Source organism: Cronobacter sp. HA18003, assembly GCF_011605905.1.
Classification (GTDB): Bacteria; Pseudomonadota; Gammaproteobacteria; order Enterobacterales; family Enterobacteriaceae; genus Cronobacter; species Cronobacter sakazakii.
Window position 1 is genome coordinate 1,684,855 of sequence record NZ_JAANQO010000011.1, and the last position, 24,348, is coordinate 1,709,202.

Below are 24,348 nucleotides of genomic sequence, written 5' to 3' on the forward strand. Positions count from 1 at the left end.
ATGAGCCTGAAAGAAAAGACACATGCCCTGTTTGCCGAAAAATTCGGCTACCCTGCGACCACCCACATTCAGGCACCGGGCCGCGTTAATCTTATCGGTGAGCACACCGACTATAACGACGGTTTCGTGCTGCCGTGCGCTATCGATTACCAGACGGTGATCAGCTGCGCAAAGCGTGACGACCGCCGCGTGCGCGTCGTTGCCGCCGATTACGATAACGAAACCGATGAGTTTTCTCTCGATGAGCCGATCCTGACGCACGACAGCCAGCAGTGGTCCAACTATGTGCGCGGCGTGGTGAAGCATCTGCAACAGCGCGATCCTGGCTTCGGCGGCGCCGATCTGGTGATCAGCGGCAACGTGCCGCAGGGCGCGGGCTTAAGCTCTTCGGCATCGCTGGAAGTGGCGGTCGGCACCGTGTTCCGCCACCTCTATCATCTCTCACTCGACGGCGCGCAGATCGCTCTGAACGGCCAGGAAGCGGAAAACCAGTTCGTCGGCTGCAATTGCGGCATCATGGATCAGCTTATCTCCGCGCTCGGTAAAAAAGACCATGCGTTGCTTATCGACTGCCGCAGCCTCGGCACCAAAGCGGTGCCGATGCCGCAGGGCGTCGCGGTCGTTATTATCAACAGTAATTTCAAACGCACGCTGGTCGGCAGCGAGTACAACACGCGCCGCGAGCAGTGCGAAACCGGCGCGCGTTTCTTCACGCAAAAAGCGCTGCGCGACGTAAGCCTGGATCAGTTTAACGCCGTGGCGCATGAGCTTGACCCGATTGTGGCTAAACGCGTGCGCCATGTCCTGACTGAAAACGCCCGCACCGTCGAAGCGGCTGATGCGCTGGCGAAAGGCAATCTGACCCGCATGGGCGAGCTGATGGCAGAATCTCACGCCTCCATGCGCGACGACTTTGAAATTACCGTTCCGCAGATCGATACTCTGGTAGAAATTGTGAAATCGGTTATCGGTGACAAAGGCGGCGTGCGCATGACGGGCGGCGGCTTCGGCGGCTGCGTCGTGGCGCTGGTGCCGGAAGCCCTCGTGCCGGAAGTGCAGGCTGCCGTGGAAGCGCAATATGAAGCGCGCACCGGTATTAAAGAAACGTTTTACGTGTGCAAACCTTCAGAAGGAGCAGGTCTGTGCTAAAAGAGACGCCACAACTGGCCCCGGATGGCCAGCCGTATCGTATTTCCACCCTGCGCAACGCCGCAGGGATGGTGGTCACCGTGATGGACTGGGGCGCGACGCTGCTGTCGGCCCGCGTCCCGATGAAAGACGCCAGCGTGCGCGAAACGCTGCTGGGCTGTCCGAGCCCGGAAATCTGGCTGGAGCAAACCGCGTTTCTCGGCGCGTCGGTGGGCCGTTACGCCAACCGCATCGCGCAGTCACGCTTTACGCTCGATGGCGAGACGTATTCCCTTACGCCAAGCCAGGGCGAAAACCAGCTGCACGGCGGCCCGGAAGGGTTCGATAAACGCCGCTGGCGCATTGTGCGCCAGAACGGGCAGGAAGTGCTTTATACGCTGGATTCGCAGGATGGCGATCAGGGTTATCCCGGCGAGCTGCGCGCCACCGCGCATTTCCGCCTGACCGACGATAACCGCATTAGCATTGAATACCGCGCCCGCGTGGATAAACCGTGCCCGGTCAACCTCACGAACCATGCCTATTTCAACCTGGACGGCGAGCAGAACGACGTGCGCGATCATCGCCTGCAACTCTTCGCAGAGCGTTATCTGCCGGTTGACGAACAGGGCATTCCGCGCGAGGGGCTGGCGGATGTCGCGGGAACCGGTTTTGATTTCCGCGAGCCGAAAAAAATCGCGCAGGATTTCCTGAAAGACGAAGGTCAGCAGCGCGTGAAAGGCTATGACCACGCCTGGCTGCTGGACGCGAAAGGCGACGTGAATCAGCCGGCGGCGCATGTCTGGTCGAGCGATGAAAAGCTCAAGATGACGGTCTATACCACCGCCCCTGCGTTGCAGTTCTACTCTGGCAACTATCTGGAAGGCACGCCCGCCCGCGAACAGGGCACCTACAGCGCCTGGCAAGGGCTGGCGCTGGAGAGCGAATTTCTGCCGGACAGCCCTAATCACCCGGAATGGCCGCAGCCGGACTGCATTCTGCGCCCGGACCAGGAATACCAGAGCATCACGCAGTACCACTTTATTCCTCAGTAACGCAAGGCCCTCTTCAAAGAGGGCTTTTTTTCGCCATTTTGCTGTTATTACCGCCAGTTACTGACAAAAAAATCACGGCCCATTCACATGCGCCTTACACTGCACCGCTATTTTCGCTATGTTAAAGGTTTACGTTGCCGCTAACTTCAACACGGCAATATAATGATAACTGTTATCATTCAATCAGGCTTATGAAGGAGTAATACTATGGCTGTTACTAAGCTGGTTCTGGTTCGTCACGGCGAAAGCCAGTGGAACAACGAAAACCGCTTTACCGGTTGGTACGACGTTGACCTGTCTGAGAAAGGCGTCAGCGAAGCGAAAGCCGCGGGCAAGCTGCTGAAAGACGAAGGCTACAGCTTTGACTTTGCTTATACCTCCGTGCTGAAACGTGCCATCCACACGCTGTGGAACATCCTGGACGGGCTGGATCAGGCCTGGCTGCCGGTTGAAAAATCCTGGAAACTGAACGAGCGTCACTACGGCGCGCTGCAGGGTCTGAACAAAGCTGAAACCGCTGAAAAATACGGTGACGAGCAGGTGAAACAGTGGCGTCGCGGCTTCGCGGTGACTCCGCCGGCGCTGACCAAAGATGACGAGCGCTACCCGGGCCACGATCCGCGTTATGCGAAACTGAGCGAGCAGGAACTGCCGCTGACTGAGAGCCTGGCGCTGACCATCGATCGCGTTATCCCTTACTGGAACGAAACCATTCTGCCGCGCCTGAAAAGCGGTGAGCGCGTAATTATCGCCGCTCACGGTAACTCCCTGCGCGCGCTGGTGAAATACCTGGATAACATGAGCGAAGAAGAGATCCTTGAGCTGAATATCCCGACCGGCGTGCCGCTGGTGTATGAGTTCGACGAAAACTTCAAACCGATTAAGCACTACTATCTGGGTAACGCTGACGAGATCGCAGCGAAAGCGGCGGCTGTCGCAAACCAGGGTAAAGCGAAGTAATTCGCAACCGTAAGATGTGCAAAAGGCGTGGTGAAGACCACGCCTTTTTTATTGGGGGCGTGATGGCGGGTGCGCTTCGCTTACCCGCCCTACGGCATAAGGCGTTTCGCGTGGCATGGCGGGTGCACTGCGCTTACCCGCCCTACTACGGTGCGAGAAGTATGTAGGGTGGGTAAGCGTTAGCGCACCCACCAACACAAATTTAACCGCGACGCGCTTTCACGGCCTCGGCAAGCTGATGCAGGATGGCGTCGGTATCTTCCCAGCCGATGCAGGCGTCGGTCACGCTCTTGCCATACACCAGCGGCTCACCGCTCTCAAGGCTCTGATTGCCTTCCACCAGATGGCTTTCAATCATCACGCCCATGATGGCGCTTTCGCCACCGGCGATTTGTGCGCAGACATCCGCGCCGACCTCCATCTGCTTTTTAAACTGCTTGCTGGAGTTAGCATGGCTGAAATCGATCATCACCTGCGGCTTCAGGCCCGCTTTCTCAAGACCGGTTTTCACCTCAGCAACGTGCGCCGCGCTGTAGTTCGGCGTTTTACCGCCGCGCAGGATGATATGGCAATCGCTGTTACCGCTGGTGTTAACGATAGCCGAGTGGCCCCACTTGGTGACCGACAGGAAACAGTGCGGCGCGCTGGCGGCGTTGATGGCGTCAATCGCCACTTTAATGGTGCCATCGGTGCCGTTTTTAAAACCAACCGGGCAGGAAAGCCCGGACGCCAGCTCGCGATGCACCTGGGATTCGGTGGTACGCGCGCCGATAGCGCCCCAGCTCATTAAATCCGCCAGATACTGCGGCGTGATCATATCCAGGAACTCGCCCGCCGCCGGCAGGCCGGTGTCATTGATATCCAGCAGTAATTTACGCGCAATCTTCAGCCCATCGTTAATCTGAAAACTGTTATCCATGTGCGGATCGTTGATAAGCCCCTTCCAGCCCACCGTGGTGCGCGGCTTCTCAAAATAGACGCGCATAACGATTTCCAGCTCATTCTTTAACGCCTTACGCAGCGGCAGCAGACGCGAGGCGTACTCCTTCGCCGCCATCGGATCGTGGATAGAACACGGGCCAATCACCACCAGCAGACGATCGTCGTCGCCATGCAAAATCTGATGAATCGCCTGGCGCGCCGCAGAAACCGTCTCGGCAGCTTTTTCAGTAGCGGGAAATTTTTCCAGGAGTGCGACAGGTGGGAGTAACTCATTGATGCCATTAATGCGTAAATCGTCGTTCTGATAAGTCATGATGGTTCCAGGAGGCCCTGCAGTTTTGTGGGAAAGCAATCCCCTCAATCTATCTTGTCGCGCCAGTAGTGTAAACACGCATTTACACTTCGCACGGAAAATTCCTGGAAGTTAACTTAAAAACGCCAGAAAGTAGCGTAAAGAGAGATCGAGTCTACACTTTTTAATTGTTAGCACTCTGTTTTATACATTTTACCGAATCACCTGCTGCCTTTGGGCGATGGTGTGGTTTATTCGACCGCAACACACGCGCTGATCAACTTTTTCACAGTGCACTGTTGGAAGAAGTTATCCAGCAATAACGACCAGAACAGGAGCATGACTATGAAACTGAATAAACTGACTTCACTCTTTCTGACCGCCACTCTGACTCTGGCCAGCGGCGCGGCGCTTGCCGCCGATTCCGGCTCATCGACTGGCGGTAGCGACACCGGCTCAGCAAACGCCGCCGCTAACGCAGGCCAGGTAGCGCCGGACGCTAAACAGAATGTCGCTCCGAACGGCGTGGATAACAACAATATCAACACTTCCGGCACTAACTCCGCAAACAGCGGCGTGAATACCGGCACCGGTACCGCCACGGGTACCTCTTCCGGCACCGCGCATAGCACCAGCGGTGAAGCGGGCGCGACCGGCAGCAGCACCTCCGGTTCTACCGGCAGCGTACAGTGTACTGGCGATGCCTGCCCGAGCACGTCTGGCAGCACCTCCCAGTAATCGTATTTAACGCCTGAATACAAAAGGAGAGCTTCGGCTCTCCTTTATTTTTGCTATTGTGGTAGCGCGCGGTGGCCGCGCAATTAACTGATATTGATAATCACAAAAATGTTGAGCGACACACGCTATGGCCCATTCCCATACCCATTCTCATTCACACGAGCCCCACGAGCATTCTCATAACAACTCCAACAGTAAACGCCTGCTGATTGCGTTTCTCATCACTGCCATTTTTATGGTGCTGGAGATTGCAGGCGGCCTGCTTTCCGGCTCGCTGGCGCTGCTCGCCGACGCGGGCCATATGTTTACCGACGCCGCTGCGCTGCTGGTGGCATTGATGGCAGTGCGATTCGCACGCCGCAGCCCGAACGCGCGTCACACCTTTGGATTGCTGCGTTTAACCACGCTTGCCGCGTTTGTGAACGCACTGGCGCTGCTGGTAATTACGGTGATTATCGTCTGGGAGGCTATCGCGCGTTTTATTACGCCGGAGCCTGTCGCGGGCGCGCCGATGCTCGGTATCGCCATTGCAGGGCTGGTAGCGAACCTGCTCTCATTCTGGATTTTACATCGCGGCAGCGATGAAAAGAACATGAACGTGCGCGCGGCAGCGTTGCATGTGCTGGGCGATCTGCTGGGCTCCGTCGGCGCGATTGTGGCGGCGGTGGTTATTCTCTGGACAGGCTGGACGCCGATCGACCCGATTCTTTCCATTTTGGTGTCGTGCCTGGTGCTGCGCAGCGCCTGGCGGCTGCTTCAGGAGAGCATGAATGAATTGCTGGAAGGCGCGCCCCGCGCGGTGGATGTCGATCAACTGCGTCGCAGACTGGTACGTGAAATTCCGGAGGCGCGCGACGTACATCATGTGCACCTGTGGCTGGTAGGGGAAAAGCCGGTGATGACGTTGCATGTGCAGGTGATCCCGCCGCACGATCATGACGCCCTGATGGCGAGCATTCACGACTATCTGCGACACCACTATCAGATAGCCCATGCGACGGTACAGCTTGAGTACCAGTCATGCAGCGTTAAAGACTGTGATTTAAATGCCGGGGACGCGACACCGCACGCCCACGGCCATTCGCATTAATGAGACAGCGCGCGCGAGCCCCGCTCGTGCGCCGCTTTGATCCACATCCGGCTGCCGTTGAGCGCAATAAACGTCAGGATCAGATACTCCAGCGACATCGCATAAACGCCCTGGCGCGCGAAAATCACCACGCTAATGACGTTAATGATGACCCACAGCAGCCAGTTTTCGACATATTTACGGGTCATCAGGATCATTGCCAGCACGGACAGAACCGTCATGCAGGAGTCCCAGAACGGGAAAGCGTCCGGCTGAAGCTGCGGCATAGCGACGTTAAGCCCAAGTGCCTGCATGACCTGAACCGCGATACGCGTCAGAAACGCAAAAACCGGGTCAATCCACACCGTCATCAGACCAATCGCCACCATGCAGACCGCCAGCCAGCCAAACGCTTTCGGGCGTGGCAGCCAGCGAATATGCAACGCCGCCTGGTTGTCGCTGCTCTGGCGCGACCACGCGTACCAGCCGTAAATATTCGCCGCAAAGAAAAAGACCTGTAGCAGCAGACTCGCATAGAGCTGGATCTGGAAGAAAATAATCGCAAACAGCGTGACGTTAATTAAACCGAACACATAGTTGACGATTTTCTCAAGGCTCGCCAGCCAGATGCACAGCAGGCCCGCGAGCGTGCCGATGGCTTCAATCCATGATAATGAGTATCCGCCTTCGCCGAGCGGAATATGTACCAGAATGTTTTGTACGCTAAAAAAATCCATATCTCCCCGAAGCGTAAATTCTTACGCGTTTCCTTTAACCGAAAGACGAAGTGTAGCCGCAAAATCCAGCATGCGGTTAAGCGGCGTTAATGCGGCTTCTCGCAGGCGGGCGTCAACATGAATCTCATGAGCCGTACCACCATGCTCGAGCGCCTCAGCGATGGCCTGAAGGCCATTCATCGCCATCCACGGACAGTGCGCGCAGCTACGGCAGGTTGCGCCCTCGCCTGCGGTCGGTGCTTCAAGCAGCGTTTTTTCCGGACACGCTTGCTGCATTTTGTAAAAAATGCCGCGATCGGTCGCCACAATCAGCTGCGGATGCGGCAGCGTTTTCGCGGCGTTAATCAACTGACTGGTGGAGCCTACGGCATCAGCCATATCGACAATCGCCTGCGGCGACTCTGGATGCACCAGAACGGCGGCATCCGGATAAAGCGCCTTCATACGCGCCAGCGCCTGCGTCTTAAACTCATCATGCACAATGCAGGCACCCTGCCAGCAGAGCACATCGGCACCCGTCTGTTTCTGAACATAACGCCCCAGATGCCGGTCCGGCGCCCAGATAATTTTCTCGCCGAGACTATCAAGATGTTCAATCAGCTCTACGGCGATGCTGGAGGTCACGACCCAGTCGGCGCGGGCTTTCACCGCCGCCGAGGTATTGGCGTAAACCACGACGGTGCGATCCGGATGGCTGTCGCAAAACGCAGCGAATTCCTCTTCCGGGCAGCCGAGATCCAGCGAGCACTCCGCCTGTAGCGTCGGCATCAGAATGGTTTTTTCAGGGCTTAAGATTTTGGCGGTTTCGCCCATAAAGCGCACGCCAGCGACCAGCAACGTAGTGGCAGGGTGATTCGCGCCGAAACGCGCCATCTCGAGTGAATCCGAAATACAGCCGCCCGTCTCTTCGGCCAGCGCCTGAATTTCCGGGTCGGTGTAGTAGTGCGCCACCATGACCGCGTTGCGCTCCTTAAGGAGACGCTTAATTTTTTCGCGGTAAATGGCTTTCTCATCCGCACTCAGCGGCACGGGCTTTGGCGGGAACGGATAAATTGCGGCCTCGGGATCGAACATTACACTCATTTGCACCATCTCGTTTTTTGCACTTAACTAAAGCCGCTTAACCGAGCCGTTGAAAGCCACCTGGCAGCTTCATTTGTTTTATATGCTAAACAAGATAGCGGATTGCACGGCAAAAGTCACAGGAAAAGGTGGCATGGGGTGCGCGTGGCGCATCATCGGATGAAAGAGGTGAGCAAGCGTATGGCGGGAAGCATTTTGCAGCGTGCGGATGAGGTTACGTCTGAAAAGCAAAAAGGCGCCTTTAGGGCGCCTTTTTACACTGGTGGGTCGTGCAGGATGACTCGCTTCGCTCGCCCTTCGGGCCGCCGCCGCAAGCGGCTCCGTTGCCTCGCCATAAATGGCTCGGCCCGAACCTGCTGCAGGTTCGAATCTTTCTTACGTCCAGATAAGCAAAAAGGCGCCTTTAGGGCACCTTTTTACACTGGTGGGTCGTGCAGGATTCGAACCTGCGACCAATTGATTAAAAGTCAACTGCTCTACCAACTGAGCTAACGACCCTTTCGGGAACTGCTTCTTTCAGAGGGAGGTAGTGGAAGATGTTTGCTGCTTTGCAGTATTATCCTTCACACCTGTCTTTAACACCCACGCTTTGAGTGGTGGGTCGTGCAGGATTCGAACCTGCGACCAATTGATTAAAAGTCAACTGCTCTACCAACTGAGCTAACGACCCATTCGGGTGTTATCTGAAAGATTTACTGCTTTACCAACAAAAGCGTTGGCTGTTCGCGCATGTTTTCACATGAAGCGTTGGTGGGTCGTGCAGGATTCGAACCTGCGACCAATTGATTAAAAGTCAACTGCTCTACCAACTGAGCTAACGACCCGAGTGGTGGGTGATGACGGGATCGAACCGCCGACCCCCTCCTTGTAAGGGAGGTGCTCTCCCAGCTGAGCTAATCACCCGATACTACGCTGGTTTACTGCGTGTGGTCAGTCGTGGAGGGGATAACACTAACGAAGCGTTGCAACGTTGCCTTCACGATATCGCTCATTTAAACCACCTGAGCGAGTGGTGGGTCGTGCAGGATTCGAACCTGCGACCAATTGATTAAAAGTCAACTGCTCTACCAACTGAGCTAACGACCCACATTTTTGCCACCGCGGGTTTGTTTCGTATCCCGTGGCAACGGCGGCATATATTACTGATTTAAGATTCTGACGCAACAAAAATTTCGAGGCAGATCACTTAACTGCTTACGTTTCATGCGGCAAGACCAGAAATAATACGGTATCTGGTCAAGCCGCATGCATTACATCGCATTCAAGCGTTTTTGCGCCTGTTTTGCACCGTCGGTGCCAGGGTATTTGGAGATAACCTGCTGATAAACAGCCTTTGCTTTCGCGGTATCGCCTTTATCCTGCATGATTACGCCGACCTTATACATCGCATCCGCCGCTTTCGGTGATTTAGGATAGTTCTTCACCACCGAGGCAAAGTAATACGCCGCGTCATCCTTCTTACCTTTGTTGTAATTTAGCTGGCCGAGCCAGTAATGGGCGTTCGGCTGGTAAGTGGAATCCGGGTATTGCTTAATGAAATTGGAAAACGCGGTGATGGCTTCATCCTGACGGGATTTATCCTGCACCAGCGCGATAGCTGCGTTGTAATCGGTATTGGCATCCCCGCTTTGCGTCGGTGCGCTGGCTGCGGGCGCGGAGGCATTCGCATCCGGTGTGGCTTGCGCCGCGCCGTTTTGCGCCTGATCGCCGCCCTGCGCCGCTGCCGCTCCGCCATTGCCCTTAGTCAGACTGTCCATCTGCAGCAAAATCTGCTTTTGACGTTCCACAATCTGGTTAAGCTGATACTGATTTTCCTGAATCTGACCGCGCAGGGAATCAATATCGGACTGGTTATCGGAGAGCTGCTGCTGAAGCTGGGTTAAAAGCTGACTGTGAGCGTTGGAAATACGCTCGAGTTGAACGACACGGTCTTCGACCGAGCCTGAGCCGACATCACTGATTGGCGCCTGGGCATTAGCGGCCCAAGGGGCCGCTACGCCAACCAGTAACGACAGACCCAACAGGTGATGTCTGAAGTTACTGATCATGCAATTCTCTTAGTAAACCAGTACGGCACGACGGTTTTTGGCATATGCCGCTTCGTCGTGACCCAGTACTGCAGGTTTTTCTTTACCGTAAGAAACGATGGAGATCTGGTCAGCAGAAACGCCTTTACCCTGCAGGTACATCTTAACGGCGTTAGCACGACGCTCGCCCAGGGAGATGTTGTACTCCGGGGTGCCGCGCTCATCCGCGTGACCTTCAACAGTCACTTTGTAAGACGGGTTGCTACGCAGGAAGTTAGCGTGCGCATCCAGCATTGCAGCGAAGTCAGAACGGATGTCGTACTTGTCCAGATCGAAGTAAACGATGTTGTTCTGCTGCAGCTGCTGCATCTGCAGACGCGCCTGCTCTTCAGAAGACATGTTGCCGCCGTTGCCGTTCATACCAGTGCCGGCACCCAGCATGCCTTCGCCGCTCTGGTCATTGCTGGCGTTCTTGTTAGAAGAACACGCTGCGATTGCCATAACAGGCAGAGCGATCATCAGCCCTTTCAGCACTTTATTCAGTTGCATTTCTTTGATTCCTTTAGTAATTAATTAATTATTATTACAGATACGGCGACCAGGCAGGCGATTTTACCTGTCCATCAGTTGCCGGAAGACGCGCTTTGAAACGCCCATCTGTAGAAACCAGGTTCAGCACGGATCCCATCCCCTGAGAAGAGCTGTAGATAACCATAGTGCCGTTAGGTGCCAGACTTGGCGTTTCATCCAGGAACGTTGACGACAGCGTCTGTACGCCACCCGTTGCCAGATCCAGTTTAGCGATGTTCTGAGCGCCGCCATTGGAGCTCACCATCACCATAAATTTACCGTCGGAGCTGATGTCAGCGTCCTGGTTCTGAGAGCCTTCCCAGGTCACACGCTGCGGCGCACCGCCGTTGATATTGACTTTATACACCTGCGGACGACCGGCCTGGTCAGAGGTATAGGCCAGCGTCTGGCTGTCCGGATACCAGGTCGGCTCGGTGTTGTTGCTACGTCCGTCGGTCACCTGACGGATCTGGCCAGAGCCGATATCCATCACGTACAGGTTCAGACTGCCGGTTTTAGAGAGTGCGAAAGCCAGTTTGCTGCCATCCGGGGAGAACGCCGGCGCACCGTTGTGGCGCGGGAACGACGCAACCTGACGCACGGCGCCGTTTGCCAGCGTCTGGATAACCAGCGCGGAACGACCGCTTTCAAAGGTCACGTAAGCAAGCTTGCTGCCATCCGGCGACCATGCCGGAGACATCAGCGGCTGCGGCGAACGGTGTACAACGAACTGGTTGTAACCGTCGTAGTCAGAGACGCGCAGTTCATACGGGAACTGACCGCCGTTGGTCTGAACCACATAAGCGATACGGGTGCGGAAAGCGCCTTTGATGCCAGTCAGCTTCTCAAACACTTCGTCGCTCGCAGTATGGCCTGCATAACGCAGCCACTGCTTGTTCACTTTGTAGGAGTTCTGAGCAAGCACGGTGCCCGGCGCGCCGCCAGTGTCGACCAGCTGATACGCCACGGTATAGCTGCCGTCGCCATTCGGCGTCACCTGCCCTACCACGACCGCGTCAATACCGAGCGCAGACCAGGCCGCTGGCTGAACTTCCTGTGCCGTCGCAGGCTGCTGCGGCAGACGAGAGCGATCGAGCGGATTGAATTTACCGCTGTTGCGCAGATCCGCCGCCACGATGCCGCCGATATCTTCAGGCGCAGCACCCGGGCCTGCCCACTTGAACGGCACCACCCCAATCGGACGCGCCGAGTCAACCCCCTGCGTTATCTCGATGCGTACTTCTGCGTGCAGCACGGCTGCCCACAGCATCAGAAAACTAAATGCTAAACGTAATGCCTGCTTCATCATATCTCCCTTATCTGGACTCAGAGCCCACGATAATTTAGCAGAATGTTAACAAACTCAAAGATAGACAACCACATCACACACCGGCTTAAACCGGACAGTGAAGCCCGGTTTTACCGGAAATCACTGCGGTTTGAAAAGCAACGGCGCGTTTTTAAAGACTTCATAAACAGCCTGGCTCGGCGGTTTAGGAATCTTCGCCTGTCGGGCGGCGGAAATGGCTGCTTGGCAAAGCGCAGGATCGCCCCCTTCCGACTGGATATCCAGCAGTAAGCCATCCGGTGCAAGTTTAATACGCAGCGTACAGGTTTTGCCTGAATACGATGACGCATCGTAGAACTTGCTTTCAATGGCCGACTTTATCTGCGAGGCGTAGCCATTGATTTCAGCGCCGCTGGCACCGTTGTTCTTACTATTACCGCTTCCCGCCGGCGCTGCATTACTGCCTTTCGCCCCGCCGCCGGTTTTCGGCGCATTCTTACCTGAGCTGAGATCGCCAAGCAGATCGTCGACGCCTTCCGCCGCGGCCGCTTTCTCTGCAGCGGCTTTCGCAGCGGCGGCTTTCTTCGCCGCCGCTTTTTCGGCGGCCGCTTTCTTATCAGCAGCGGCTTTTTCCGCGGCTGCTTTTTCAGCCGCCGCTTTCTTCTCAGCGGCGGCTTTCTCTGCCGCAGCGGCTTTTTCTGCTGCCGCTTTCTTAGCAGCCTCAGCGGCCGCTTTCTTCTCGGCGTCCTGCTGGGCTTTTTTCGCCGCATCGGCAGCCGCTTTTTTCTCTGCTTCTTCCTGCGCTTTCTTCGCGGCAGCGGCGGCTTTAGCGGCCTCCTCCTGCGCTTTTTTCTGCGCGTCGGCAGCGGCTTTCTTCGCCGCTTCTTCCGCGGCTTTCGCCTGAGCGTCAGCTTTCGCTTTTGCGTCTGCTGCGGCTTTAGCTGCCGCCTCTTCCGCCTGCTTTTGCTGTTCCTGCGCGCGCTTCGCGGCTTCTTCAGCCTGTTTCTGCTGTTCCGCCTGCTGCTGCGCTTTCTCCTGCGCCTCAAGGCGCTCCTGCTCAAGCTTTTTCAGGCGTTCTTGTTCGGCGGCCTGTTTCTCACGCAGTTCCTCCGCCTGCTGCTGCGCCTGTTTCTCGCGCTGTTCGGCGGCTTGTTTAGCGCTTGCCTGCTGTTGCTGCTGGCGGTTGTACTGCTGCACTACCGCACCGGGATCGACCATCACGGCGTCGATAGCCGATCCGCCGCCGCCGCCCGCCGCGTCTTCATTGATATGCTCATCGAACGAACTCCAGATCAGCAGTGCAATGAGCAATACATGCAGCACTACGGAAATGATGATCGCGCGTTTCAGCTTATCGTTTTGTTCGGTTGCCTTTGCCACTCTCGGTTTCCAAAACTTATAGCCCTGTCAGGCGGTGGATCAGATAGGCTGCGTCATCAAGCCGACAGATTTCACGCCAGCCTGATGTAACAGGTTCAGCGCTTTAATAATCTCGTCGTAAGGAACCTCTTTGGCGCCACCGATTAAAAAGACCGTTTTTGGATTTTCCTGCAGGCGACGCTGCGCCTCGGCAACAATTTGCTCGGCAGGCAGTTGATCCATACGATCTTTTTCCACCACCACGCTGTACTGACCCACGCCGGAGACTTCAATAATCACCGGCGGGTTGTCATTGCTGCTGACGGTCTGGGAATCCGTGGCGTCCGGCAAATCCACTTCCACGCTCTGGGTGATGATGGGCGCTGTCGCCATAAAAATCAGCAACAGCACCAGCAGCACGTCCAGCAGCGGGACAATGTTGATTTCAGATTTCAGATCACGACGACCACGTCCACGTGTTCTGGCCATGACTTACCCCTTGTTGCTTTCGGTGCTGGTGCTGGTGCTGGTGAAAGCCTGGCGATGCAGGATAGCCGTGAACTCTTCCATAAAGTTGTCGTAATTCAGCTCCAGCTTGTTCACGCGCTGGTTCAGACGGTTGTAGGCCATTACCGCCGGGATTGCGGCGAACAGACCAATTGCCGTCGCGATAAGCGCTTCCGCGATACCCGGCGCCACCATTTGCAACGTCGCCTGCTTCACCGCGCCCAGCGCGATAAAGGCGTGCATGATCCCCCACACGGTGCCGAACAGACCGATGTACGGGCTGATGGAACCTACTGTGCCGAGGAACGGGATATGCGTTTCGAGGGTTTCAAGCTCGCGATTCATCGAAATACGCATCGCGCGCGACGCCCCTTCGACAATCGCTTCCGGCGCATGGCTGTTAGCGCGATGCAGGCGAGCGAACTCTTTAAAACCCGCGTAGAAGATCTGCTCGGAGCCGGAGAGGTTTTCGCGACGCCCCTGGCTCTCCTGATACAGGCGAGAAAGTTCGATGCCCGACCAGAATTTATCTTCAAAGGCTTCCGCTTCACGCGACGCGGCATTGAGGATGCGCGTTCGCTGAATGATGATGGCCCAGGACGCGATTGAAAAACCAATCAAAATCAACATGATAAGTTTGACCAGAAGACTTGCCTTCAGGAACAAATCAAGGATATTCATGTCAGTCACTGCTTGAACTCCGCGACAATAGACTTGGGAAGCGCACGAGGCTTCATTAAGAGTGGATCAACGCAGACAATCAGCACCTCGGCTTCATTGAGGAGCTGGTTTTCCGCGTTAACAATCCGTTGCCTGAACACCATGGAGGTGCCACGCAGCGTTGTAATTTCGGTCTGGACTTCGAGCATATCGTCGAGTCGGGCAGGCGCAAGATATTCAAGCGACATCCTGCGAACCACAAAGGCTACTCGCTCCGCCAGTAAATCTTGCTGACTAAAGTGGTGGTGGCGCAGCATCTCTGTGCGTGCTCTTTCATAAAAGGCGACGTAACTGGCGTGGTAAACCACACCACCGGCGTCGGTGTCTTCGTAATAGACACGAACCGGCCATCGAAACAGCGTTGTGCTCACTCTACATCCCGGTAATGCAAATAAACGCTGCTACTATACGCAAGTGAATGTGGGTTGGGAATGGGGAGAAGTAAACGGAGAGTAAATATTTATGGGCTCCTGAAAGCCCATAGAATCACTGATGTTGCCGCGTTCAGGCGAAGAAAAAAATCAACCCGGCCAGCATCACCAGAAAGGCGATCAGCGGACAGAAAATGCCCTGCCAGTGCACAGCGCGCAGACGAAAACCCACGCCGTGAATCACACCCGCGCAGACGGCCCACATCAGGAACAGTCCCTGCCAGATTTCAAGACCGCTGGTCTTCGCCGCGAAGCGCGACGGGTCCCAGAAGATGCAACCCGCCAGCACCAGCGCCATGATTAAGGAAAGAGCCCTTAACGGGCTCTTATCCATCAGCGCGTAAAGCGCGGTAATGAGGCGTTTCATCACGACTCGACTTTACCGGCTTTGGTCGCTTCGACATGTTCCAGCGCCAGCGCGGTAATGATCCCGAAAGCACAGGCCAGAAGCGTTCCGAGAATCCAGGCGAAATACCACATAGTCAGCTCCTTATTAGTACAGAGAATGCGTGTTGCTTTCGATATGCTCTTTGGTGATACGACCAAACATTTTCCAGTAACACCAGGTGGTGTAGAGCAAAATAATCGGTACGAACACCGCGGCGACATAGGTCATCACGGTCAGCGTCAGCTGGCTGGAGGTCGCGTCCCACATCGTCAGGCTGGCGTTCAGCATAGTGCTGGACGGCATGATGAACGGGAACATCGCGATACCGGCAGTCAGGATAACGCAGGCGAGCGTCAGTGAAGAGAACACAAACGCCCACGCGCCTTTCTCCAGACGCGACGCCAGCACGGTCAGCAGCGGCAGCACGACGCCCAGCGCAGGGATCGCCCACAGAGCCGGCATGTTGTTAAAGTTAGCAAACCAGGCCCCCGCCTGACGAACCACTTCTTTATTCATCGGGTTAGAGGCTGCACGCGGATCGATAGCGGATGTCACCACATAGCCATCAATACCGTACATCACCCAGACGCCCGCCAGCACGAAGCAGACCATCATCACCAGGGCTGAAATCTGCGCGGTGGTGCGGGAGCGCAGGTGCAGCTCACCGGTGGTACGCATCTGCAGATAAGTCGCGCCCTGCGCCAGGATCATCGCCACGCTCACAACACCCGCCAGCAAGCCAAACGGGTTTAGCAGCTGGAAGAAGTTACCGGTGTAGAACATGCCCTGATATTTATCAAAGTGGAACGGCACGCCCTGCAGCAGGTTACCAAACGCCACGCCAATCACCAGCGGCGGCACGAAGCTACCAGCGAACACGCCCCAGTCCCACATGTTACGCCAGCGCATATCTTCAATCTTCGAGCGGTAGTCAAAACCGACCGGACGGAAGAACAGCGAGGCGAGCACCAGGATCATCGCGACATAAAAACCAGAGAACGCGGCGGCATACACCAGCGGCCAGGCCGCGAACAGCGCGCCGCCTGCGGTAATAAGCCATACCTGGTTGCCGTCCCAGTGCGGCGCGATGGAGTTAATCATCACGCGGCGCTCGGTATCGGTGCGTCCCAGGATGCGGGTCAGCATGCCGACCCCCATATCAAAGCCATCGGTAACCGCAAAACCAATCAGCAGAATGCCAACCAGCAGCCACCAGACCAAACGTAGTACTTCATAATCGATCATTTTACGTCTCCTCGCTTAGCGTGCCGGCTGAGAAGCCACAGTGGACTGCTCGAAGTGGTAGCGACCCGTTTTCAGGCTGCTCGGCCCCAGGCGGGCGAATTTGAACATCAGAAACAGTTCTGCCACCAGGAAGAGCGTATACAAGCCGCAGATAAGCACCATCGAGAAGAGGATGTCGCCTGCAGACAGGTTAGAGTGCGCCACCGCGGTCGGCAGGACTTCACCGATAGCCCACGGCTGACGGCCATACTCCGCCACAAACCAGCCCGATTCCACCGCGATCCACGGCAGCGGAATGCCGTAAAACGCCGCGCGCAGGAGCCATTTTTTATCGCCGATACGGTTGCGAATAACCGACCAGAACGACGCGCCGATAATCAGCAGCATCAGGATGCCGCACAGCACCATGATACGGAACGAGAAGTACAGCGGCGCCACGCTCGGAATAGAATCCTGCGTCGCTTTCTGGATCTGCGCTTCGGTCGCTTCAGCCACGTTATCGGTATAACGCTTCAGCAGCAGGCCATAACCGAGGTCTTTCTTCACGCTATTAAACTCATCGCGAAGCGCCTGGTCGTTCGAGCCGGAACGCAGTTGTTCCAGCAGCGCGTACGCTTTCATCCCGTTACGGATGCGCGCTTCGTGCTGCACCAGCAGATCTTTAAGACCAATCACCGGCGTATCCACAGAGCGGGTGGCGATAATGCCAAGCGCGTAAGGGATCTGAATCGCGAAGCGGTTTTCCTGGGTTTTCTGATCCGGGATACCAAACAGCGTAAACGCGGCCGGTGCCGGCTGGGTTTCCCACTCGGCTTCGATAGCGGCCAGTTTGGTTTTCTGCACGTCGCCCATTTCGTAACCGGATTCGTCACCCAGCACGATAACGGAAAGCACTGCCGCCATGCCGAAGCTCGCCGCGATAGCGAAAGAGCGTTTAGCGAAGGCAAAATCGCGGCCTTTCAGCATGTACCACGCGCTGATGCCCAGAATGAACATCGCGCCGGTGCAGTAGCCTGCGGCCACCGTGTGAACGAATTTCACCTGCGCAACCGGGTTCAGCACCAGCTCAGAGAAGCTCACCATCTCCATACGCATGGTTTCGAAGTTGAAATCAGACGCGATCGGGTTCTGCATCCAGCCATTCGCCACCAGAATCCACAATGCGGAGAGGTTGGAGCCCAGCGCCACCAGCCAGGTAACGGCCATGTGCTGCACTTTGCTCAGACGATCCCAGCCGAAGAAGAACAGGCCGACGAAGGTCGATTCAAGGAAGAATGCCATCAGGCCTTCGATAGCCAGCGGGGCACCGAAGATATCGCCTACATAGTGTGAATAGTAAGACCAGTTAGTCCCGAACTGGAACTCCATGGTCAAGCCGGTCGCCACGCCCAGTGCGAAGTTGATACCAAACAACTTGCCCCAGAACTTGGTCATGTCTTTATAGATTTGTTTACCAGAGAGGACGTAGACCGTTTCCATAATGGCCAGCAGGAACGCCATACCGAGCGTCAGCGGCACAAAAAGGAAGTGGTACATCGCGGTCAAGGCAAACTGTAAGCGCGACAGTTCGACTATATCTAACATCTTGACTCCTTGCTCCTCGCATGAAGACTTCGAGCGTGACACTTTTTAAAGCGCCACAACGCATGCCCCAATACCAATGACATTTGCTCCCGTCAGCCTTGCTTAAATCACTGCGTGTATTTGTGAAAAAGTAATGGCGAAAGGTTACAAATAAGTTAAAAGAATTCCAAATTGATTCGGCGAATATTTTACGCTGCAATCCAGGGATAATAAATAGATTTACCTATCCCTTTATTTGCGTTTTACGACGGCGATCAATTTATACCCAAAACGCCGTGTAAACACCAGATTGATCGACCGCAATTTAGCGCCTTCTCCAGATTTTTTTCAAGCTAAAAACTTTGATTAAAATCAGTTTTTGTACCTATTGTTAATTATGTTTCACCCCGAATGGGTTAAGTGAAAATAATGTTAACGATAAGTATTTTTTTAACGTAGCGCGGGTTATAAAAGCGCTACCAATAATAAACCCACGTTATTTTAGTCAATCCTGACATGAGATATTAATCACACTTCCTGGTTAATATCGGCAGCCAAAAAGAATTCATGAGATCAGGATTGATAATTTTATTTCACAACTTATTTACCATTTCCCCTTTAGCCGCATAAAAACGGCACTGTTTTTTTTGAAAATAAAAAAGCCGCCGCCCGTAAAGTACAGGCGACGGCGTCAAGAAAATGGCTTAAACAGGGCGACAGACTGTGACGCTGAAGGTCCGGGATTCGCATGGTTTCAGCTCGCCGGTGTGGCCATTCGGGAGAATATTATCCGCACGCGGCGCTTCATCCATACCCGTTTGCTGCCAGGCCTGAAGCGAGGCACTGAACGTGACCTGCGCCTCGCTCGTTGCCACACAGGACGGGTTATAGACGCGCACGATCAGCGCCTCGCGATCTTCTGCTTTTTTCAGCGCGCTGAGTTGTGCACCGCCCGTTGTCATCTGCAGGAGGCTATACCGGCACGGCGTGGTTATTCCGGACGGATTCAGCTTCATCGCATCCCAGGGAATTTTGTTATAGCACTGTACGGGGGTAAGCCAGGTGCGCGCCTGCTGCGCCACGCCTGCCGTGAGCGCATCGCCCTGATACGGCCACAGGCTCAGCCGGCAAGAAAACTCGCCCCGCATTTGTGAATCCGGCGTCGGCAGATGAATGCCGGAAGGACGGCCAGGACGGAGCGCCAAATCGGCTTTGCCGAGCGCACCGACGCCACGCAAAAGCGTCAATGCAAAGGTGTCGTGCCGCTCGCCGACAATCTCCACCTCGCGCAACCCTTCGGTAAAGAGCGCTATCCCCTGCCCCTGCTGTTCGAGCGCGGCATAGTTCAGGAAATTCCATACCGGCACCGGCGCTTCTTCCCACGCCTCTTCTTCCCAGCGCGTCATCGCCTCGTCCGTAACCGGGCGATACAGGCTGCCGAAGGGAATGTCGGTAAGCACCTGCTCGCAGGCGAACGGCGTCGGGATAAGCAGCCGCACGCGGTGGTCATCTGCCTGATTATTCAGCGTCACCTCAACGTCAATGCGCGGACTGTTATGCGAAAGCGTGATACGCAACTGTGCGTCAAGCTGCCCGTCACACTTACGGGCAGCGCGCGCCGTCAGGTTTACCGGCACAGGCATCGCCAGGCTGATGATGGCGTGGCTCTGCCAGGCTTCGTGGATGATTTGCTGCGTTGCCGTCTGCGTGCCGGAACGCAGCACCCACTCCGCGCGGGCGGGCGAATAGTCATACTCGTCGCCATCATCAGAACTCTCTTCAAATTCAAACACCTGATCATACGTCAGGCCGCGCTGCTTATCCTCAAGCTGTAGCGTGCCGTTGGCGTTAACGGTAATTCGCCAGAAACGGTTTTCGAGCAGCGAAGCTTTTTGCAGCGGCGACTGGCACAGCAGCCCCGCCACGCCAGATTCAAGGCGTAGCCGGGTGTAGCCCATCGCGGGCAGCGACTGGCAGAGCTGAATGTCATACTCCATAAACGGCTCATCATGACCGTAATGCACCAGCTGCCGGTCCACCAGGCCCGGATCGAGTGTGCGGGCCGCCCGGATGTAATACGCCACCGGCTCGCCCCGATCGTCCCACAGAGCAAAGCGCTGGCCGCGCAACCGCACGGTGGTGTTAACCACCTCATGACGCGGGTGCGGCATCAGGTTAAACAGCGTCAGTGTGTCGCCGTCACAGGCAGGCATGCTGTCAGCGATTTTGCGCATATAAAACGTCAGCAGGTTATCTGCCATATCCTGGGCAAGGCTAAAGCGGCTCATGATTTCGCGGTGTACCGCGTCGCTACAGCAGCAGCCGATGCTGTCGTGCGCGTGGTTTTTTAAAATCTCCTTCCACATCTTTTCAAACAGCCCGTGGTGGTACTCAAACCCGAGCGACCAGGCGATAGCGGCGAGCGGCTCCAGCAGATTGACGATACTGTTTTCGATGCGCGCATGGGCGATTTTAATGTCCATCCGCGTGGAGCCAATGGTGCGATGAACGCGCATCGTCTTACCATCGATGAACTCGCCTTTTAGCGTCGGCAGGCGATCGCGCATGGCGTCGATATGCTCAAACACCGTTTCGAACCGGCTCATCACAAATTCGCGCTGCGGGTAGATTTGCCGTAGTTTTTCCATCACCGCGAAAAGGTTCTGCTGAAGCGGCATCTGGTCATGGCCGTTCGGCAGCAGGATTTCTTTCGTCAGCGAGGCCTTTTCCAGTACCGCAAAGCACGGGTCGAGACGCTTACGCAGCGCCGTTTCATCCTCGGGTAAGTACTTACCAATGGCATAGCCCAGCGGCAGCACCTGCGCCGTCACTACGCTGCCGTCCGCACTCTGCCAGAGAAACTCCGTTTTATCGCTGCCGTGACGAGGCGAGCAGCCGCGCCAGAACATAGCGCGCGTAATGCCGAACTGGTTATAAATATGCGGCAACTGGCCGGACATGCCGAACGAATCGGGCAGATAGCCGATTTTCATCGGCTCGCCGAACGGGCGGCAGTCGCGCAATCCGTAAAGGAGATTGCGGGCAATCGACTCCCCCGCGACGATTGTCGTATCGGTCTGGGTATACCAGGGGCCGATAATCAGTTTTCCCGCAGCGACCAGCGCGCGGACGCGTTCACGGTACTGCGGCTTCACGGCGAAATAATCCTCCAGCACCGCCGTCTGGCCGTCGAGCACGTAAAAGAGATAGTCCACGTCCTGTTCGAGGCGCGTCAGGATCTCTTCCATGTTGTTGACCAGCAAAATCCGTGAGGCTTCCGTGGTGAAATACCATTCGCGGTCCCAGTGCATGTGGGGCGTGATATGGACTCGTGATACAGCGTTCATAAGGTCATCCTTGAAAGTGAATGCTTACGGCAACGTGCCGTCGGGGAGATAGCGGCCTGCCTTAACGGCATGGCGACGCCAGAGGATTAAAACGAGTGTCGAGATGGCGCTGCCGATAAGCGCCGCGCCAAACCAGCCAGCAGCAGCTATAAACCGTCCCAGCCCGCCGTCGCTGAGCAAAAACAGCGAGAAAATCCCCGCGCCCGGCGTGGCAAGCCCAATGTGCAGGCTACCGACGATGGCCCCCGTCACCATAGAGCCCGTGACAAACGCGCCAATCACCCGCAGCGGATCTTCAATCGCCATCGGGATAGCGCCTTCAGTAATGCCCGCCAGGCCCAGCAGCCAGGTGGATTTGCCGAGATCTTTTTCAAAGGTTTTAAAGAGGCCTGGTGCCAGCAGCGTGGATGCCGTTACGGTAAAAGCAGACACCATCTTTACCGAAGCAAACATGGCGTAAGGGGCGAGCACGCCGTTTGCCATCGCGCCGAGGCAAAACGCATAGGCGGCTTTGTTCACCGGGCCGCCCAAATCGAATGAGCACATAAAGCCGATGACGGCGCCCAGCAGCAGCGCGTTAGAGCCGGAAAGGCCGTTCAGCCAGGCGGTCAGCGTATTGTTAATCCAGGCGACCGGCTCGCCGATGACAAACAGCATCAGGCTGCCTGTCGCGAGCGTGCCGGCCACCGGATAAACGTAAAATGTCAGAAAACCGTTAAACCGGCTGTTCAGGCGCAGATACGTTTTAATCAGTTGCATCAGTCCGCCTGCCAGCAGCCCGCCTGCCACCGCGCCGATAAACCCGGCGCCAATCATGTTAGCGGCAAGCCCGGCGGCAAACCCCGGCGCCAGCGCGGGTTTATCGGCAAGGGAAAACGCGGTGTAGGCCGCCAGCACCGGCAACATCAGCGTGCCGAGCAAACCGCCGCCGAGTTTACGCCACAGCCACAGCCAGGAGTTTTCGTGCTCAAACAACGCCTGAAGATCGAAAAGCTGCGCCAGCAGCACCGCGACCGCCAGCACCGTGCCGCCTGCGACAATCAGCGGCACCGCAAACGAAATGCCATTCAGCAATGCCTGCTTAACCGCGGTTTTCCACAGCGTACCGATGCCCGCCGCCGCAGGGGGATGCGGGTTACCGGATGATTGCTGCGCCAGCGCCTGACGCAGCAGGCTTTCCGCCTGTTTAATGGGGGCGGCCACCGGCACGCTGAGCACCGCCCGCCCGGCGAAACGCTCCGCGTCTTTCACGGCGACATCGGCGGCGAAAATCACGCCCTGCGCCGTGGCGATTTGTGCCGCCGTCAGCCGCCTTTCAATGCCATTCGCGCCCTGCTTTTCTGTATATACGGTGATGCCGAGCCGCCGCCCTGCACGCTCCAGATACTCCGCCGCCATATAAGTGTGCGCGATCCCCGCCGGGCACGCCGTCACGCAGACCACCACCGGCTGGTCTGCGGAGCCAGAGGCAACCGGAGGCGGCAGCGGGCGCGCTTCGAGAATGGCGAGCAACGCCTCAGCGCAAGGGGCGTTGATAGCCGCCTCGCGCACCGCATCATCCACCAGCAGCGTGGTGAGCTCCGTCAGCAGTTGAATATGCGTGGTGCCCGCTTGCGCCGCCGGGATCGCCAGCAGGAAAATGAGCCGTACCGGTTCATCGCCCTCCACACCCTGCCAGGCGACGGGTTCTCGCAGCGTCGCTACGGCAAACGCGGCCTCCCTGACCGCCGCGCATTTCCCGTGCGGCACCGCCAGCCCTTCGCCGAGCGCCGTCGGCCCCAGCGCTTCGCGCTGCATAACCTCGTTTACAAACGCGGTATGGTCATGCAGCTTGCCCTGCGCCGCCAGCAGACCGGCGAGTGCGGCGATCGCCTCATCGCGCGTGGAAAACGGCGCCTGGATCTGGATAAGCCCCGGATCCGTTAATGCCCTGAGATTCATCATTACCTCCATGGAATGACGCCAGCTTTCGCCAGCAAGGCTTCCGATCCTGCCAGCAATAACCACACCTTTATGGGATCATTTTCATATTACCGATAATTTGTATTTAATTTGTTTTATTTACAGATAATACATTACGGGCATAATCAGAAAATACCAGGACGACGAATCAGGAGACGCTGTGGCTGCCAAACCCAAATACCGCCAGATAGCCGATACTCTGCGCGAGCAGATTCGCGAAGGTGTGCTGAAACCCGGCGACGCGCTGCCGACGGAATCGGCGCTGCAGGCACAGTTCGGCGTCAGCCGTGTGACGGTGCGCCAGGCACTGAAACAGCTCATCAGCGAGCAGATCGTGGAGAGCGTTCAGGGCAGCGGCACCTATGTGAAAGAAGAGCGCGTGCGCTATGACATCTACCAGCTCACCGGCTTTCAGGAAAAGCTGACGGACAGACAAGCAGAGACCCGCAGCGAAGTGCTGCTGTTTGAGGTGATCCGCCCCGATGAGACGCTGGCGACGCGGCTTCAGCTCACCACCGCCGATAAAGTGTGGCACGTGAAACGGGTGCGCTTTATCAAGCAAAAGCCGGTGATTCTGGAGGAGACGTGGATGCCGGTGCGGCTTTTTACCGATCTCACCTGGGAGGTGATGGAGCAGTCGAAATATCACTATATCGAGCAGGTGAAAAAGCTCGTTATTGACCGCAGCGAACAGGAGATCCTGCCGGTCATGCCCGATGCCGAAGTGGTGCAGGCGCTTGGCATCGACCCGGCGCAGCCGACGCTTGAGAAGCGCTCACAGGGTTACCTGCGCGACGGCCAGGTATTTGAATACAGCCGTAACGTCTTTAAAAGCGACGACTACCAGTTCACGCTGGTGGCGCGCCGCCGGCAATAAAAAAGGCTACCCTTACGAGTAGCCAACCATGTCGAATCTTATTATCGGGTGGTTTAGCCT

The 24,348-nt window shown here is 56.3% G+C and carries 22 protein-coding genes and 5 tRNA genes; 6 read left to right on the forward strand and 21 right to left on the reverse strand.

The window, feature by feature from the left end; translation table 11 throughout:
• From galK to gpmA, 3 genes are all read left to right on the forward strand, one after another.
• A complete protein-coding gene (galK, locus tag G6041_RS09065) occupies positions 1-1,149 on the forward strand; it encodes a galactokinase (protein ID WP_012125319.1) in 1,149 nt (382 codons plus the stop codon).
• Complete coding sequence (gene galM, locus G6041_RS09070; protein ID WP_004386743.1) at positions 1,143-2,183, forward strand: galactose-1-epimerase; 1,041 nt, start codon at positions 1,143-1,145, stop codon at positions 2,181-2,183. The genes galK and galM overlap by 7 nt, the downstream gene beginning before the upstream one ends.
• A 207-nt stretch (positions 2,184-2,390) precedes the next feature.
• Entirely contained in the window at positions 2,391-3,143 is a 753-nt protein-coding gene (gene gpmA / locus G6041_RS09075) for a 2,3-diphosphoglycerate-dependent phosphoglycerate mutase (RefSeq protein WP_004386744.1), read from the forward strand.
• 202 nt (positions 3,144-3,345) lie between these two features.
• On the opposite strand, the gene aroG is transcribed toward gpmA, so the two are convergent.
• Positions 3,346-4,398 carry a 3-deoxy-7-phosphoheptulonate synthase AroG gene (aroG, locus tag G6041_RS09080; RefSeq protein ID WP_004386745.1) on the reverse strand — a complete coding sequence of 351 codons (1,053 nt, stop codon included), beginning with the start codon at positions 4,396-4,398 and terminating at the stop codon, positions 3,346-3,348.
• Positions 4,399-4,722: 324 nt separating this feature from the next.
• Between aroG and G6041_RS09085 the strand changes: the two genes are divergently transcribed.
• Positions 4,723-5,115 carry a protein YbgS gene (locus G6041_RS09085; protein WP_014729294.1) on the forward strand — a complete coding sequence of 131 codons (393 nt, stop codon included), beginning with the start codon at positions 4,723-4,725 and terminating at the stop codon, positions 5,113-5,115.
• 127 nt (positions 5,116-5,242) lie between these two features.
• Positions 5,243-6,205, forward strand: coding sequence for a CDF family zinc transporter ZitB (gene zitB / locus G6041_RS09090; RefSeq protein ID WP_012125322.1), 963 nt, complete (start codon positions 5,243-5,245; stop codon positions 6,203-6,205).
• On the opposite strand, the gene pnuC is transcribed toward zitB, so the two are convergent.
• The 20 genes from pnuC to mngA form a co-directional block, all read right to left on the reverse strand.
• Entirely contained in the window at positions 6,202-6,921 is a 720-nt protein-coding gene (gene pnuC, locus G6041_RS09095) for a nicotinamide riboside transporter PnuC (RefSeq protein WP_012125323.1), read from the reverse strand. The genes zitB and pnuC overlap by 4 nt on opposite strands.
• A gap of 21 nt (positions 6,922-6,942) precedes the next feature.
• Positions 6,943-8,004 (reverse strand): quinolinate synthase NadA, encoded by a 1,062-nt coding sequence (gene nadA / locus G6041_RS09100; RefSeq protein ID WP_004386749.1) that lies wholly within the window; start codon positions 8,002-8,004, stop codon positions 6,943-6,945.
• A 422-nt stretch (positions 8,005-8,426) separates the two neighbouring features.
• Positions 8,427-8,502: transfer RNA gene (locus tag G6041_RS09110), tRNA-Lys, on the reverse strand.
• Between the two features lie 96 nt (positions 8,503-8,598).
• Positions 8,599-8,674, reverse strand: a tRNA-Lys gene (locus G6041_RS09115).
• 78 nt (positions 8,675-8,752) lie between these two features.
• A tRNA-Lys gene (locus G6041_RS09120) sits at positions 8,753-8,828 on the reverse strand.
• A gap of 3 nt (positions 8,829-8,831) precedes the next feature.
• Positions 8,832-8,907 (reverse strand) — tRNA-Val (locus G6041_RS09125).
• Positions 8,908-9,014: 107 nt separating this feature from the next.
• Positions 9,015-9,090, reverse strand: a tRNA-Lys gene (locus G6041_RS09130).
• A gap of 164 nt (positions 9,091-9,254) precedes the next feature.
• On the reverse strand, positions 9,255-10,052 hold the full coding sequence (cpoB, locus tag G6041_RS09135) for a cell division protein CpoB (RefSeq protein WP_012125325.1): 798 nt from the start codon (positions 10,050-10,052) through the stop codon (positions 9,255-9,257).
• A gap of 9 nt (positions 10,053-10,061) precedes the next feature.
• On the reverse strand, positions 10,062-10,580 hold the full coding sequence (gene pal, locus G6041_RS09140) for a peptidoglycan-associated lipoprotein Pal (RefSeq protein WP_004386751.1): 519 nt from the start codon (positions 10,578-10,580) through the stop codon (positions 10,062-10,064).
• A gap of 34 nt (positions 10,581-10,614) precedes the next feature.
• Positions 10,615-11,907 carry a Tol-Pal system beta propeller repeat protein TolB gene (gene tolB / locus G6041_RS09145; protein ID WP_004386752.1) on the reverse strand — a complete coding sequence of 431 codons (1,293 nt, stop codon included), beginning with the start codon at positions 11,905-11,907 and terminating at the stop codon, positions 10,615-10,617.
• A gap of 123 nt (positions 11,908-12,030) precedes the next feature.
• The gene (tolA, locus tag G6041_RS09150; protein ID WP_012125328.1) at positions 12,031-13,269 is read right to left on the reverse strand and encodes a cell envelope integrity protein TolA; all 1,239 of its coding nucleotides are present in this window, start codon (positions 13,267-13,269) and stop codon (positions 12,031-12,033) included.
• A 39-nt stretch (positions 13,270-13,308) separates the two neighbouring features.
• Positions 13,309-13,737 carry a colicin uptake protein TolR gene (gene tolR, locus G6041_RS09155; protein ID WP_004387901.1) on the reverse strand — a complete coding sequence of 143 codons (429 nt, stop codon included), beginning with the start codon at positions 13,735-13,737 and terminating at the stop codon, positions 13,309-13,311.
• A gap of 3 nt (positions 13,738-13,740) precedes the next feature.
• Positions 13,741-14,445 (reverse strand): Tol-Pal system protein TolQ, encoded by a 705-nt coding sequence (tolQ, locus tag G6041_RS09160; RefSeq protein ID WP_071818018.1) that lies wholly within the window; start codon positions 14,443-14,445, stop codon positions 13,741-13,743.
• A complete protein-coding gene (gene ybgC, locus G6041_RS09165; protein ID WP_004387903.1) occupies positions 14,442-14,846 on the reverse strand; it encodes a tol-pal system-associated acyl-CoA thioesterase in 405 nt (134 codons plus the stop codon). The genes tolQ and ybgC overlap by 4 nt, the downstream gene beginning before the upstream one ends.
• A gap of 133 nt (positions 14,847-14,979) precedes the next feature.
• Positions 14,980-15,273 carry a cyd operon protein YbgE gene (gene ybgE / locus G6041_RS09170; protein ID WP_004387904.1) on the reverse strand — a complete coding sequence of 98 codons (294 nt, stop codon included), beginning with the start codon at positions 15,271-15,273 and terminating at the stop codon, positions 14,980-14,982.
• The gene (gene cydX, locus G6041_RS09175) at positions 15,273-15,386 is read right to left on the reverse strand and encodes a cytochrome bd-I oxidase subunit CydX (RefSeq protein ID WP_004387905.1); all 114 of its coding nucleotides are present in this window, start codon (positions 15,384-15,386) and stop codon (positions 15,273-15,275) included. Before cydX ends, ybgE begins: the two co-directional genes overlap by 1 nt.
• A 13-nt stretch (positions 15,387-15,399) precedes the next feature.
• Positions 15,400-16,539, reverse strand: coding sequence for a cytochrome d ubiquinol oxidase subunit II (gene cydB / locus G6041_RS09180; protein ID WP_012125331.1), 1,140 nt, complete (start codon positions 16,537-16,539; stop codon positions 15,400-15,402).
• A 15-nt stretch (positions 16,540-16,554) separates the two neighbouring features.
• Complete coding sequence (gene cydA / locus G6041_RS09185; protein WP_004387907.1) at positions 16,555-18,123, reverse strand: cytochrome ubiquinol oxidase subunit I; 1,569 nt, start codon at positions 18,121-18,123, stop codon at positions 16,555-16,557.
• Between the two features lie 683 nt (positions 18,124-18,806).
• Entirely contained in the window at positions 18,807-21,449 is a 2,643-nt protein-coding gene (mngB, locus tag G6041_RS09190; protein ID WP_041460569.1) for a mannosylglycerate hydrolase, read from the reverse strand.
• A gap of 24 nt (positions 21,450-21,473) precedes the next feature.
• Entirely contained in the window at positions 21,474-23,390 is a 1,917-nt protein-coding gene (gene mngA / locus G6041_RS09195) for a PTS 2-O-a-mannosyl-D-glycerate transporter subunit IIABC (RefSeq protein ID WP_041460570.1), read from the reverse strand.
• Positions 23,391-23,571: 181 nt separating this feature from the next.
• On the opposite strand from mngA, the gene G6041_RS09200 reads away from it, so the two are divergent.
• On the forward strand, positions 23,572-24,288 hold the full coding sequence (locus G6041_RS09200) for a GntR family transcriptional regulator (RefSeq protein WP_012125335.1): 717 nt from the start codon (positions 23,572-23,574) through the stop codon (positions 24,286-24,288).
• Positions 24,289-24,348 lie beyond the last annotated feature (60 nt).

Excerpts from the sequence above, each read along its gene's own strand:
- galK (WP_012125319.1), top strand. The coding sequence starts at position 1 with ATGAGCCTGAAAGAAAAGACACATGCCCTGTTTGCCGAAAAATTCGGC.
- gpmA (WP_004386744.1), top strand. The coding sequence starts at position 2,391 with ATGGCTGTTACTAAGCTGGTTCTGGTTCGTCACGGCGAAAGCCAGTGG.
- aroG (WP_004386745.1), bottom strand. The coding sequence starts at position 4,398 with ATGACTTATCAGAACGACGATTTACGCATTAATGGCATCAATGAGTTA.
- G6041_RS09085 (WP_014729294.1), top strand. The coding sequence starts at position 4,723 with ATGAAACTGAATAAACTGACTTCACTCTTTCTGACCGCCACTCTGACT.
- zitB (WP_012125322.1), top strand. The coding sequence starts at position 5,243 with ATGGCCCATTCCCATACCCATTCTCATTCACACGAGCCCCACGAGCAT.
- pnuC (WP_012125323.1), bottom strand. The coding sequence starts at position 6,921 with ATGGATTTTTTTAGCGTACAAAACATTCTGGTACATATTCCGCTCGGC.
- nadA (WP_004386749.1), bottom strand. The coding sequence starts at position 8,004 with ATGAGTGTAATGTTCGATCCCGAGGCCGCAATTTATCCGTTCCCGCCA.
- cpoB (WP_012125325.1), bottom strand. The coding sequence starts at position 10,052 with ATGATCAGTAACTTCAGACATCACCTGTTGGGTCTGTCGTTACTGGTT.
- pal (WP_004386751.1), bottom strand. The coding sequence starts at position 10,580 with ATGCAACTGAATAAAGTGCTGAAAGGGCTGATGATCGCTCTGCCTGTT.
- tolB (WP_004386752.1), bottom strand. The coding sequence starts at position 11,907 with ATGAAGCAGGCATTACGTTTAGCATTTAGTTTTCTGATGCTGTGGGCA.
- tolR (WP_004387901.1), bottom strand. The coding sequence starts at position 13,737 with ATGGCCAGAACACGTGGACGTGGTCGTCGTGATCTGAAATCTGAAATC.
- ybgE (WP_004387904.1), bottom strand. The coding sequence starts at position 15,273 with ATGAAACGCCTCATTACCGCGCTTTACGCGCTGATGGATAAGAGCCCG.
- cydX (WP_004387905.1), bottom strand. The coding sequence starts at position 15,386 with ATGTGGTATTTCGCCTGGATTCTCGGAACGCTTCTGGCCTGTGCTTTC.
- cydB (WP_012125331.1), bottom strand. The coding sequence starts at position 16,539 with ATGATCGATTATGAAGTACTACGTTTGGTCTGGTGGCTGCTGGTTGGC.
- cydA (WP_004387907.1), bottom strand. The coding sequence starts at position 18,123 with ATGTTAGATATAGTCGAACTGTCGCGCTTACAGTTTGCCTTGACCGCG.
- mngB (WP_041460569.1), bottom strand. The coding sequence starts at position 21,449 with ATGAACGCTGTATCACGAGTCCATATCACGCCCCACATGCACTGGGAC.
- mngA (WP_041460570.1), bottom strand. The coding sequence starts at position 23,390 with ATGAATCTCAGGGCATTAACGGATCCGGGGCTTATCCAGATCCAGGCG.